This window comes from Massilia sp. Root418, assembly GCF_001425265.1.
Classification (GTDB): Bacteria; Pseudomonadota; Gammaproteobacteria; order Burkholderiales; family Burkholderiaceae_D; genus Rugamonas.
This window is the reverse complement of record NZ_LMEC01000021.1, coordinates 385305-398248: the sequence shown is the minus strand read 5'-3', so window position 1 is coordinate 398248 and position 12944 is coordinate 385305. Positions and strand designations below refer to the sequence as shown.

At 67.1% G+C, this 12944-nt stretch carries 10 protein-coding genes; 2 read left to right on the top strand and 8 right to left on the bottom strand.

The window, feature by feature from the left end; genetic code table 11:
* Positions 1-28: 28 nt before the first annotated feature.
* On the top strand, positions 29-1786 hold the full coding sequence (locus ASC94_RS19840; RefSeq protein WP_056399216.1) for an allantoate amidohydrolase: 1758 nt from the start codon (positions 29-31) through the stop codon (positions 1784-1786).
* A 114-nt stretch (positions 1787-1900) separates the two neighbouring features.
* On the opposite strand, the gene ASC94_RS19835 is transcribed toward ASC94_RS19840, so the two are convergent.
* The 7 genes from ASC94_RS19835 to ASC94_RS19805 form a co-directional block, all read right to left on the bottom strand.
* Positions 1901-2662, bottom strand: coding sequence for an ABC transporter ATP-binding protein (locus ASC94_RS19835; RefSeq protein ID WP_056399210.1), 762 nt, complete (start codon positions 2660-2662; stop codon positions 1901-1903).
* An 11-nt stretch (positions 2663-2673) separates the two neighbouring features.
* Entirely contained in the window at positions 2674-3528 is an 855-nt protein-coding gene (locus ASC94_RS19830; RefSeq protein ID WP_200955789.1) for an ABC transporter ATP-binding protein, read from the bottom strand.
* 11 nt (positions 3529-3539) lie between these two features.
* The gene (locus ASC94_RS19825) at positions 3540-4475 is read right to left on the bottom strand and encodes an ABC transporter permease (protein ID WP_082616703.1); all 936 of its coding nucleotides are present in this window, start codon (positions 4473-4475) and stop codon (positions 3540-3542) included.
* A gap of 14 nt (positions 4476-4489) precedes the next feature.
* Complete coding sequence (locus ASC94_RS19820; RefSeq protein ID WP_056399204.1) at positions 4490-5512, bottom strand: ABC transporter permease; 1023 nt, start codon at positions 5510-5512, stop codon at positions 4490-4492.
* Positions 5513-5544: 32 nt separating this feature from the next.
* Complete coding sequence (locus ASC94_RS19815) at positions 5545-7161, bottom strand: ABC transporter substrate-binding protein (protein ID WP_056399202.1); 1617 nt, start codon at positions 7159-7161, stop codon at positions 5545-5547.
* Between the two features lie 9 nt (positions 7162-7170).
* Complete coding sequence (locus tag ASC94_RS19810; RefSeq protein ID WP_056399200.1) at positions 7171-8325, bottom strand: mandelate racemase family protein; 1155 nt, start codon at positions 8323-8325, stop codon at positions 7171-7173.
* 82 nt (positions 8326-8407) lie between these two features.
* Complete coding sequence (locus ASC94_RS19805) at positions 8408-11143, bottom strand: TonB-dependent siderophore receptor (RefSeq protein ID WP_056399197.1); 2736 nt, start codon at positions 11141-11143, stop codon at positions 8408-8410.
* A 192-nt stretch (positions 11144-11335) separates the two neighbouring features.
* On the opposite strand from ASC94_RS19805, the gene ASC94_RS19800 reads away from it, so the two are divergent.
* Positions 11336-12082 (top strand): FadR/GntR family transcriptional regulator, encoded by a 747-nt coding sequence (locus tag ASC94_RS19800; RefSeq protein ID WP_056399195.1) that lies wholly within the window; start codon positions 11336-11338, stop codon positions 12080-12082.
* A gap of 112 nt (positions 12083-12194) precedes the next feature.
* Here the strand turns inward: ASC94_RS19800 and ASC94_RS19795 are convergent, their stop codons facing one another.
* The gene (locus ASC94_RS19795) at positions 12195-12902 is read right to left on the bottom strand and encodes a histidine phosphatase family protein (protein ID WP_056399192.1); all 708 of its coding nucleotides are present in this window, start codon (positions 12900-12902) and stop codon (positions 12195-12197) included.
* Positions 12903-12944: the final 42 nt, after the last annotated feature.

Genomic DNA, 12944 nt, shown 5'->3' with positions numbered 1-12944 from the left:
CATCGACGCTCCAAGGATGGATATAACGATGACTACACTCTCCGAACTGAATAGCTGCGACGTCCCCACTTTCGCCGAGCGCCTGCACGGCATCTACGAGCACTCGCCATGGATACCGCAGCGCGCCGCAGCGCTGCGTCCCTTCGCCAGCGTGACGGCGCTGAAGCAGGCCTTGCAGGCCGAGGTGACGCGCGCCACGCAGGACGAGCAACTGGGCCTGATCCGCGCCCACCCGGAGCTGGCTGGCAAGGCAGCCATCGCCGGCGAGCTGACTGCCGAATCGACCAGCGAACAAGCCAAGTCCGGCCTGAACCTGTGCAGCGCGGAGGAATTCGCCACGCTGCACACGCTGAACGCCGACTACAACGCCAAGTTCGGCTTCCCCTTCATCCTGGCCGTGAAAGGCCCGACCGGGAACGGCCTGACGCGCCAGCAGATCATCGCCACCTTCACGCGCCGCTTCCGCAACCAGGTGGCGGACGAGCAGCAGGAATGCCTGCGCCAGATCCACCGCATCGCCGAAATGCGCATCAACGACCTGCTGGGCGTGAAGATGGACTTCGGCCCGGCCATCATGCAATGGTCGGAAGAACTGGCGCAATGGAGCGACGACGCCGACGGCCTGACCTGCGCCTACATGACGGACGCGCACCTGAAATCCGCCGCCCAGCTGGCGGACTGGATGCGCGAGGCGGGCATGGAAGTACACATCGACGCAGTGGGCAACGTGGTGGGCCGCTATCTCTCCGGCGCAGCCGACGCCAAGACGCTGATGACCGGTTCGCACTACGACACCGTGCGCAACGGCGGCAAATACGACGGCCGCCTCGGCATCCTGCTGCCGGTCGCCATCGTCAAGCATTTGCACGCCACGGGCGAAAAGCTGCCGTTCGACTTCGAGATCGTCGGCTTCGCCGAAGAGGAAGGCGTGCGTTTCCGCTCCACTTTCCTGGGCAGTAACGCCATCACCGGCCGCTTCGACATGAATTTGCTGGAGCAGCTGGACGCGGACGGCGTCAGCATGCGCACCGCGCTGGCAGGCGCCGGCCACAACGTGTCCGCCATTCCGGCGATTGCGCGCGATCCTGCCAAGCTGCTGGCTTTCGTGGAAGTGCATATCGAACAGGGCCCCGTGCTGCTGCAGCGCGGCCTGCCGCTGGGCGTGGTCACCGCGATTGCGGGCAGCTCGCGCTACCTGGTGGAACTGCGCGGCCTGGCCAGCCACGCCGGCACCACGCCGATGTCCATGCGCAAGGATGCGGCGGCGGCGGCGGCGGAAATCGTGCTGCTGGTGGAGCAGCGCTGCGGCACCGCCGATGCGCTGGTCGGCACCGTGGGACAGCTGCAGGTGCCGAACGGTTCGGTCAACGTGATTCCGGGCGCGTGCAAGCTGTCGCTCGACATCCGCGCGGCAAATGACGCCGTGCGCCAGTCGGCCGTGCAGGACGTCCTGGATGGCATCGCCGCCATCTGCGCGCGGCGCCACATCGAATTCAAGCTGGAGAAGGTGGTGGAAGCCTCGGCGGCGCCGTGCGCGCCGTGGCTGATGGACCAGCTGGGCGCAGCGGTCGAGCGCACCGGCCTGCCGCGCTTCGACCTGCTGTCCGGCGCCGGGCACGACGCCATGGCCATGGCGGCCATCACCGACGTGGCCATGCTGTTCACGCGCTGCGGCAACGGCGGCATCAGCCACAACCCGCTCGAAACCATGACCGCCGACGACGCCGAAATCGCCGCGCAAGCACTGCTGGACTTCCTGCGCCGCTTTGAGCCGAAGGCAGGCTAGGATAGGCGGGTTACGCCGTTCCGGCTAACCCGCCCTACGCCCTGTCAATTTCAGGTCCGCCTCCTTGCCTCCGTAGAGCGGGTTAGGCGCAGCCGTAACCCGCCGGCCCTTGCATCAAGCAGCCGCCTGCTCCCTGCTGTAACTACGCGTCGCCGCAACCAGGCTGCGGGTATAGGGATGGGTAGCGCCGCCGCTGCTGAGCAGGGCGCTGTCCAGCGTGTCGACGATGCGTCCCTGCTGCATCACCGCCACGCGGTCGCACAGGTGCACCACCACGCCCAGGTCGTGGGTGACCAGGATGTACGTCAGGCCTTCCCGGGCGCGCAGGTCGGCCAGCAGGTTCAGGATTTCGGCCTGCACCGATACGTCCAGCGCCGACGTGGGCTCGTCCAGCAGCAGGATGCGCGGCTCCAGGATCAGCGCGCGCGCGATCGCCACGCGCTGCCGCTGCCCGCCGGACATCTGGTGCGGATAACGGTAGCGGAACGAATCGTTCAGTCCCACTTTCAGCAGCATCTGCCGCACCCGCTCGCCGATGTTGTCCATCTTGTGGATCTTCAGCGGCTCGGACAAGGCCGTGTCCACCGTGTGGCGCGGATGCAGCGAGCCGTACGGGTCCTGGAACACCATCTGCATCAGCCGGCAACGCTCGCGGTCTATCGCGCGGCCCAGCGGCCGGCCGGCGACGCGCATGTCGCCTTCCCAGTGCGAATACAGCCCGGCCAGGCAGCGCAGCACCGTGCTCTTGCCCGAGCCGGATTCGCCCACCAGCCCGAACACCTCCCCTTCCGCCACCGAGAAACCCACTTCGTTCAATACCTTGTTGCGCTGGGCGCCGCTGCCGAATGTCAGCGCCAGGTCGTTTACCGTGATCATGGATCGCACTCCTAGTGGGTTAGCCAGTTGGGATCGCGCTGCAGCACCGGCAGCACCGGGCGCCGCACGTCGATGCTGGGCAGCGCGGCCAGCAGGCCCCGGGTGTAGGGATGCTGCGCGTTGTCCAGGTCCGCCGCCGCGATGGACTCCACCACCCGCCCCGCATACATCACCAGCACGCGGTCGCAGAAGCTGCGCACCAGATTCAGGTCGTGGCTGATGAAGATCAGGCCCAGGTCGCGCTGCCCCACCAGGTCGTCCAGCACCGACAGCACCTGCGCGCGTACCGACACGTCCAGCGCGGAGGTCGGCTCGTCGGCGATCACCACTTCGGGATTCGGAATCAACATCATCGCGATCATGATGCGCTGGCCCATGCCGCCGGACACTTCGTGCGGGTAGCGGTCGTACACGCGCTGCGGCTCGCGGATGCGCACCTGCTCCAGCATGGATATCACGCGCTCGCGCACTTCGGCGCGCGGCAGCCGCCGTCCGCCTTCATGCGCCAGCACGGCTTCGGCGATCTGGTCGCCCACCTTCATCACCGGGTTCAGCGAGTATTTCGGGTCCTGCATGATCATGGACATGCGCTGGCCGCGTATCGCGCGCATCTGCTTCTCGCCGGCCTGCAGCAGGTCGGTGTCGCCGAAGCGCAGCACGCGCGCGTCGATGCGGGCGCTGGCCGGGTGCAGCTTGAGCAGCGTGCGCCCCACGGTCGATTTGCCGGAACCGGATTCGCCGACAATCGCCAGCTTCTCGCGCCCCAGCTTGAACGACACACCGCGCACGGCGTCCACCAGCCCGTCGCGCGTGGCGAAGCGCACGCTCAGGTCTTCCACTTCCAGCTTGGTCTCTTTGCTTGTCATTGTCATTCCTCTCAGCTGCGCGGGTCAAACACGTCGCGCAGGCCGTCGCCCAGCAGGTTGAAGGCCAGGCTGACCACCATGATGGCGGCGCCGGGCATGGCCACCAGCCACCAGCACTCCATCATGTAGCGGCGCCCGGCCGAGATCATCGCACCCCACTCGGCCGACGGCGGCTGCGCCCCCAGTCCCAGGAAGCCCAGGCCGGCGGCGGTCAGGATGATGCCGGCCATGTTCATGGTCAGCCGCACCAGCACCGAGGACAGGCACAGCGGCGCGATGTGCCGCACCAGGATGCGCAGCGGCGAGGCGCCCTGCAGCTGCACCGCAGCCACGAAGTCGGCCTTGCGCAGGGTGCGCGTTTCGGCGCGCGCCAGGCGGGCGATGGGCGGCCATGCCGTGAGCGCGATGGCGATCACCGCGTGCTCCAGGCCGGGCCCGAGCGCCGCCACGAAGGCCAGCGCCAGCACCAGGCTGGGGAAGGAGATGAAGATGTCGGTGATGCGCATGAACAGCGTGTCCACCCAGCCGCCGAAGTAGCCGGACGTGGCGCCCACCGCCAGTCCGACCGGCCCGACCACGATGGTGACCAGGCCGACGATGTACAGGGTGGTGCGGGCGCCGTAGACCAGGCGGCTGAAGGTGTCGCGGCCGTATTCGTCGGTGCCGAACCAGTGCGCGGCGCCGGGCGCCTGCAAAGTGGCGGCCAGGTCCTGGCGCATCGGGTCGTGGGTGGCGATCCAGGGCGCGCAGCAGGCCACCGCGATTAGCAGCAGGATCACGACCAGGCCCGCCAGGGTCATGGGATTGAGCAGCAGGTGGCGCAGCGCGCGCCGCAGCGATTCGCGCAGCGCGGAAGCGGCGGAGGCGGAGCCGGAGGGGCCGGCCGCGCGGGGCGGCAGTGCCGGCGCGGTGCCGGAGGCGACGCTTGGGTCGGGGACAGCAGGCATGGTAGGTGTCAGCATCAATGCATCCGTGGGTCGAAAACTTGGTACAAGGCGTCCGAGACGAGGTTGAGCGTGACGAAGATGACGCCGACCAGCAGCACGCACCCCATCACCGAATTCATATCGCCCAGCAGCAGGCTGTTGGTCAGGTACTGGCCGAAACCCGGCCAGGCAAACACGGTCTCGATCAGGACCGCGCCTTCCAGCAAACCGCCGTAGGCCAGCGCAACGATGGTGAGCAGTTGCACCAGGATGTTGCGGAAAGCGTGGCGCCAGATCACCGCCGCTTCCGACAACCCCTTCACGCGCGCGGTGAGGATGTACTCCTGCGACAGCTGCGCCAGCATGAAGCTGCGCGTCATGCGGCTGATGTAGGCCATCGAGTGCAGGCCGAGGATGCAGGCCGGCAGCAGGATGTGCTTGACGCTGTTGGCGAATGCGTCCCGGTTCCCGGCCAGCAGCGTGTCGACCAGCAGCAAGCCGGTCACGCGCGGAATGGCGCCGTCATAGGCCAGCGCAATGCGCCCCGAACCGCCGGCCCAGCCCAGCCAGGCGTAGAACACCAGCAGTCCCATCATGGCGAACCAGAACACCGGCGTGGAATGGCCCGCCAGGCTGATGACGCGCACCACGTGGTCCACCAGCCGGCCGCGCCGGCTGGCGGCCCACACGCCCAGCGGCACGCCGGCCAGCACGCCCAGCACGATGGCCAGCGTGGCCAGTTCCGCCGTGGCGGGAAACACCCGCGCGATGTCGGCGCTGACGGCGTTACCGGTCAGCAGCGAAGTACCCAGGTTGCCCTGCGCCAGTTCGGCCAGGTAGCGCCCGAACTGCACCCACAGCGGCTGGTCCAGGCCCAGGCGGGCCGCCGCCTCGCGGTAGGTGGACGCATCCGCGTCCGGGCCGACGATGGACAGCACGGGATCGATCGGCATTACCCTGCCGATGAAGAAGGTCAGCACCAGCAAGCCAAGCAGCGTGGCCAGGGTGCTGAGCAAGCGCGTTCGCATGGTGCCGGCGCGTGCCCAGAAAGCATTCATGATGTGTCTCCGTTATTTTTATGGGCGGGCGTCTAATCTTTGTAGACGTCCCGCAGGTGGGTGGTGGCCGAGGGATGCCCCACGTAGCCGTGCACCCGCTTGCTCAGCACCACGGTCTCCAGCATCTGCGAGATTGGCTGGATCGCGCCCACCTCACTGTCGTACAGCTGCTGCACTTCGCGGTACATGGCGTTCTGCGCGTCCGGGTCGCGCTCGCGCACCGCCTGCTCGATCAGCCGGTTGATCGCCGGGCTGTGGAAGGAGGTGCGCCAGCCCTGGAAGTTGGTCAGCTTGGCGGCGTCGCGGTTGTCCGGGTTGTAGACCAGCGCGCGCAGGTTGGCGTGCGGATGCGGCTCCACGCCGCCGCCGCCCCGCCCCACCACGATCTCGAATTTTCGGTCGCGCATGGCGCCGTACACCTGGTTGCCGGTCCCGGACTGGATGCTGGCCTGGATGCCAGCCTGCGCCAGCGTGCCCTGCAGCGCGGTGGCGATGTTGATCATGGGCGGATCGGACAGCACCTTGATGGTGGTGCGGAAGCCGTCCGGGTAGCCCGCTTCCGCCAGCAGCTGCTTCGCCGCGGCCACGTCCAGCTTGTAGCCGGGGTCGGGCAGCGTGGCCGCCAGGCCTATCATCACCGGACGCTGGTGCGCCACGCCGTAGTGCGGCATGATGGCCTTGTTGATGCCGTCGTAGTCGATCAGCTTGCGCAGCGCCAGCCGCACCCGCTTGTCGGCGAATTTCGCGTCCTTCATGCTCACCGCCACATAGTAGGAGGTGCCGCGCAGCACCGGCTGCACCACCGCGCTGGCGTCGTGCTTCAGCGCCTCGATGTCGGGGCCGGCCATGCCGGCCGCCAGGTCGACGTCGCCGCGCGCGATCATGAAGCGCAGCGACAGGGACTCGGGCACATGCCGCATCACCACCCGGCGCAGCCTGGCCGGGCCGCGCCAGTAGCCGTCGTAGCGGTCCAGCAGCATGGCGTCCTTGGCGCGCCACTCGGTCAGCGCATAGGGGCCGGAACCGGCTGCGTGGGTCAGCAGCCAGGCCGCGCCCAGGTCGCCGTTTTTCTGGTGCGCCAGCACCGTGTCGCGGTCCAGGATAGCCGCGCTGACCGAGGTGCCCAGCGTGTACAGCACCATCTTGGGGTCGGTCGGCTCGGGCAGCGTGATGCGCAGGGTGCGCGCGTCCAGCGCCTGGATCAGGCGCTCGGCGTTGCCGGCGCTGAAGCCGTAGCTCTTCCACGGCGAGGCCATGGCCAGGTTCAGCTTGAGCACGCGCTGCAGCGACCAGGCGGCGTCCGCAGCCGTCAACGCGCGGCCGCTCTGGAAGCGCGCGTCGCCGCGCAGCGTCAGGGTCAGGCTCATGCCGTCCGGCGCAATCTCCCAGCGTTCAGCCAGCGCCGGGCGCACCTGGCTCAGGTCGTGCGGATCGAGTTCCACCAGGTAGTCATACAGATTGGCCACCACGCCCAGCACGTCGTTGCCGGTGGCGCCGGCCGGGTCCAGCGACAGCAGGTTGTTCATGTTCATGCCGATCACCAGCTGGTCGCGCGGGGTGGCGGCAAGCGCCGGCACCGGCAGCGCGAGCGCCGCAGCCAGCGCGGCAGCAAGCGCGCCGCCGCAGGCCCGTTTGATTGCACGTTTCATGGCCCGGCCCTAGTAGGATTCCACGGTGCTGGCCGCGATGTAGTCGAAGTCGATGTCTTCGCCCAGGCCCGGCTGCTGCGACAGGTGCACGAAGCCGTCGGCGTCCATCGCGTCCGGCAGGCTGCGCAGGTAAGCCGGCGGCACGTCGTAGTCGAGGAAGGGGTGCAGCAGGCCGCGTTCGTACCACTCGCAATTCTTGATGGCGGCGGTGACTGCCAGGTTGGCCGCGCCGTTGCCGTGCACTTCGCAGTTCATGCCGAAAGCGTCAGCCAGCGCCGCCACCTTCATGGTGGGGGTGATGCCGCCCACGCCCGGCACGCCGGCGCGCAGGATGTCGCAGGCGCCTGCCTGCACCCAGTCGGCGCGGCTGTGGTGCTTGCCCGAGATGGACTCCGGCCCCACGATGGGGATGTCGAGCTGGTTGGCCAGCCAGGCGTAGGACGCGATGCTCTGCTCGTTCATCATCTCCTCGAACCACGCGAAGTTGAGCCGTTCCAGCGCGCGGCCGATGGTGAGCGCGTCGCTGCGGCTGTACCAATGATACCCGTCCAGCATCAGCGCCACGTCCGGGCCCACCGCCTCGCGCACCGCCGCGCAGGCCTTGATGTCCATGGACACGCTGGGCGCGAAGGACACCGGCGGCATCCAGGTGTGCAGCTTGATGGCCTTGTAGCCGCGCTCCACCAGCTTGACGGCGAAGGCCGCGTATTCGTCCGGCGTGGACAGCCCGCCTTTCAGCTCGTCGCCGCACATGGTGCTGCCGTAGGCCGGCACCTTGTCGCGGTAGGCGCCCAGCAGCTTGTACACCGGCGTGTTCAGCGCGCGGCCGGCCAGGTCCCACAGCGCCTGCTCGATAACGGCCAGGGCGCGGTCGGTGAGCTGGCCGGCGCTGCCGCGCTGCCAGTGCACCAGGTCCTGCCACAGGCGTTCGCGGTCGAACGGGTCCTGCCCGATCAGCACCTTGCGCGCAAACGCCTCCAGGATGTGGGGGCGCACCACTTCGGGCGGGCCGAACGCGTAGCCCTTGCTGCCGTCGTCGGCGGTGATGGTGACCATGGCCATGGTGGCGCGCTTCTCCGGGCCGGGATGCGAGTGTCCCGCGCTATCGACGCTGCGGCTGGTCAGATAGTGGAAGACGGTTCCTTGTACTCGTTCGATTTTCATGTGCTGTCTCGGATTTGGTTCAAAAAAAGGGGACGCGCCCGGCACTGCCCGGCGCGCCCGCCAAAACGGGCCGGGGCCGGCCTTAAAACTCGTAGCTGACGCGCGCGTTGAACGCCCGCCCTATCGGACTGGCGATGTTGTTCGCGTACGCGGTGGAATTCGAATTGGTGACAGGCGGCTCGGTATCGAACAGGTTGCTCACGCCGCCGGTCAGGGTGATGTGCTTGAAGCCCTTGTAGGAAGCGGTCAGGTTCCACACCGAGTACGGCTTGATGTCGCGGAAGTACTGCGGCGCCACGTTGTTCAGATCGTGGTAGCCGGTGTTGAAGTTCTGCGTCAGCTGCGAGAACCAGTCGCCCTTGGCCCACGACAGGCGCAGCGAGTGCTTCCAGCGGAAGGTGTAGGTGGGACTGGCGCTGACATTGCCCGAACCGACGGAACCGAAGCGGCCCAGGTTGGATATCCAGGCGCCATCCTTCTCGTTCTGGTTCTCGAACTGGTGCACATAGGTGCCGTCCAGGGCTATCTTGAAGTCGCCCACCGGCTGCCTCGGGAAGCCGTAGCTGAAGCCCACGTCCACGCCGCTGGTGCGCAGGTCGCCCAGGTTCATCACAGTGTTCTTCACGTAGGCCAGCGAACCGTCCGCGTTGCGCACGAACAGGTCGGCATACTTGGCCGGGTTGGTGAAGATGGCGTTCTGCGGCAGCTGGCCGATGCTGTTGCGGAAGTGGATGTTGTAGTAGTCCAGCGACAGCATCATGTTGCGCATCGGCTCCAGCACCACGCCCAGGGTGAGGCTGCGCGATTTCTCGGGCAGCACGTCCGGGTTGCTGCCCTGCTGCACCGGCAGCAGGGCGTTGCACACGATGAGCGGATTGGCGCCCGCCACCGCCTTGCCGGTGCCCGCCAGGCCGGGCGTGCCGGGGCACAGCACCGGATCGTCCCAGCGGCTGGTGGTGAGCGCGGTGGCACCCGGCAGGCGGTAGCCGTAGCGGTCGAACAGCGTGGGCGCGCGGAAGCCGGTGCTGGCGGAGCCGCGCAGCATCAGGTTCCTGGCGGGCTGGTAGCGGAAGCTGGCTTTCGGGTTGACGGTGTTGCCGAAGTCGGAATAGCTGTCGGCACGGGCGGCGATGTTGAAGTCCAGCTCCTTCGTCACCGGCAGGTCGGTCTCCACGAACACCGCGCTGATATTGCGGTGGCCGGAGGCGAAGCTGGGCAGGCGGTTCTGATAGGGCACATCGATCACGCCGTCCAGCGCGCGGTCCTTGTTGCCGTCGTGGTGAAACTCGGCGCCGGTGGCCAGGGTGAGCGCACCGCCGGCCAGCTGCATCAGTTCGCGCGTGACGGTCAGGTCCACGCCGGTGTACAGGTTGGTGGTGTGGCGGATCTGGCCGCCGTCGGCTGAAATCTCCTTCAGGTAGGCCAGGCCCGCCGCGCTCTGGGTACCGAAGGGATTGAGGACGCCGTTGCGCACGCCCGCCTGCAGCTTCAGGCCATTCACGTAGCCCTGGCGGAACCAGGAATCGCGCTCGCCGGCGCCGTAGATGAAGCCCAGCCGGTAGTCCCACTTGCCGATGCGGCCCTCGTCGGCCAACACCAGGCGCGTGGCTTGCTGCTGGTCGCGCGCAATGGCCGGGCCCAGCTCGGCCACGCTCCAGGACACGTTCAGCGTGGAGCCGTTCAGACCCGCGATCGCGGGCACGCCGGCGGAACCGCCCGGATAGTATGGGCTGCTGGGCGTGATCTGCGCCACCGCGCCGTTGAAGCCGACCGTGGTGCTGGGCGCGCGCTGCGTGGTGATGTGCTCTTTCGCGTACAGCAGTTCAGCCGTCAGCAGGTGGTCTTCGGACAGCTTCAGGCTGCCCTTGGTGAAGAAGGTGGTCTGCGAATTGGCCGGCAGCGCCAGCACGTAGTAGTTGGGATTCTGGATGCAGGTGTTGCGCAGCGCCGGCGTGGAGTATGGCGGCGTGCAGCCGGCGGAGAAATAGGGATTGCCGGTGATGCCCGTGCTGGGCGAGAACACGTTGGCCGGCTGCGCGTAGCTGCCGGTGGCCGCGCGCGGCGCGATACCGAGTTCGGCCAGGCGTTCAGGGCTGCTCAGCTCAGGGCGGTCCGCTGCGGCCAGCGCGCTGCGCTTGTGCGTGTCCACCGTGGCGTAGATGTTCCAGCCGTCCGCTTCCAGGTCGCCGATGCCGCCCAGGATGCTCAGGCGGTGTTCGCGGCCGCCGCCTGACGCTTCCGGCACCACGCCCTGCGCGGTCACATTCAAGCCCTTGTAGGTGCGCTTGGTGATGAAGTTGACCACGCCGCCGATGGCGTCCGTGCCGTAGGTCGAGGACGCGCCGTCGCGCAGCACTTCCACGCGGTTCAGGGCGCTCATCGGTATCATATCGACGTTGACGAAACCGTTGCTGAGCGGTTCATTCACCATGCGGCGGCCGTTGAGCAGCACCAGGGTGCGGTTGATGCCGATGCCGCGCATATTCATGTTGGTGCCGGCGCCGGCGGCCGAGGGCACGTTGGTGGACGCCACCGGCATGGAAGTGACCACGTCGGCCACGGTGGTCAGGGCGGCGTTGGTAAATTCGTCGGCCTTGACGGTGGTGACTGGCAAGGCCATTTCGCTGGCCACGCGCTTGATGGTGGAGCCGGTTACTTCCACTTTCTGCATGGGGGCAGCGGAAGCGGTTGCGGAAGCAGTAGCGGAAGCAGAGGCGTCGGCTTCCTGCGCGGCGGCCTGTCCGGCAAGGGCCATGACGGCAAGGGCGATGGATGTGCGGGCCAGCCGGTGCGGGGATGTACGGGTGCGGTGCTGCATGGTGTCTCCTCCATGGTGTAAGAATTTTCTTCTTCACGTCGGCGGAGGATCTTGCGTTGCCGCGCTGTCCTTTTTGTCTCGCCGTGACGCTGGTAGTGCCGGCCCCAAGTTATCGGTCGTCTGACAACTTGGAAGCAAGTATAATCATCACTTTTAGAAAACGCAACTTGTGTTTTGAGACCCAGCCCATCCATGGATTCAAGCCGCCCTACCCCCGCACTGCCAAAACCGCGCTCGCTGGCGCACGGCGTCGTCAGCTACGTCGCAGACCTGATCAAGGACGGCCGCATTGCCCCCGGAGAGAAAGTGCCGTCGGAGGCGGAGATCATCCGCGCGCTGGGCGTGAGCCGCTCGGTGGTGCGGGAAGCGATATCGCACATGCAGGCCGCGGGGATGGTGGAAACGCGCCAGGGTGTGGGCACGTTCGTGCTGGGCCGCGCGCCGCAGCACATGGGCCTGAGCGCCAAGAGCGAAATGACCAAGGAGGACGTGCTGTCCATCCTGGAACTGCGCATCAGCCTTGAGACTGAAGCGGCGGGCCTGGCGGCAGGCCGGCGCAGCGAGCCACAGCTGGCGCGCATCCGCGCGGCGCTGGACGCCTTCTTGGCGCGCTGCAATGGCGGCGGCGAGACGGCGACTGCGGACACCCAGTTCCACCTGTCCATCGCACAGGCGGCCAACAACCCCTATCTGCACGATGTGCTCAGCCACATCAACCAGGAACTGCTGCCGCGCGCGCGCCAGACCTCCGCCCACATTCCGCGCGACGCGCCCGAGATCTACCTTGAACGGGTGCGTCGCGAGCATGAAGACATCTATAGCGCCATCGCGCGCCAGGACCCCGAATCGGCACGCGCCGCCATGCGCACCCACCTTAGCAACAGCCGCGAGCGCTTGCGGCGCGCGCATGAACAATACGAGGCCGCCAGGGGCGGCTGATGGGCCCGGCCCGGCACGCTGGTGTCGGGTTTTTTTAAGGGCCAACCTGTCAGACGTCCGACAGGCAGAAGCAAAAAAAAGACGGCAACCGCCGCCTTTTTGCTTCCAGAAGTTAACGATACGTAACGCTATTCGCCTCGCCCAGCCACTCCAGGTGGGCAAAATTGTTCAGGTAGCTCAAACTGGTCTTGCCCGGGCGGTGTTGCAGCCTGGTCAGCGAGCTGTTGGCGATGGACCAGTTCAGCTCCAGCGTCTTGTAGTCGGGAAGGTCCAGCAAGTGCTGGCAGATCGCCGAAATGGTGCCGCCGGATGTGAACACCACCGACGTTTCCGACTCCGCCCCCTGCTCCGTCAAGCGCTCCAGCGCGCCCACGCAGCGGTCCCTGAAAGCCTGCCAGGTTTCCGTGTAGTCGGCGTCGTGCTCGCCCCCCATCCAGCGCTGCATGGCCGCCACGAAGATGTGCTCGAATGCGTGCTTCGGGTCCGGCTGGCTGGCCGCGTAGGCCTTGAACGCCTCCGGCGACGAAAATTCCGGGCAGTGCTTCACCAGCACTTCCACATGGTTGAATTCCGCGAAACCCGGATCGGTGATCCATTCCGTGTCCGCCAGCAGCGTGCGCGGCAACTCGTGCAGGCAGGCATCCGCCGTCTGCCGGTGGCGCACCATGCCGCCGCACACCACGCGCTGGAAAATCTGGCGGCTGTTGGCAAACCACTGGCCCAGCAGGCGCGCCTGCTCGAACCCCAGCGGCGAAAGCTGGTCATAATTTGCGGACCCGAACGAAGCTTGGCCGTGGCGAACCAGGTAAATTTGTCCCATCGCGCGTACTCCGTGTAACAAAAGATAAGCAAAGCTTAGCGC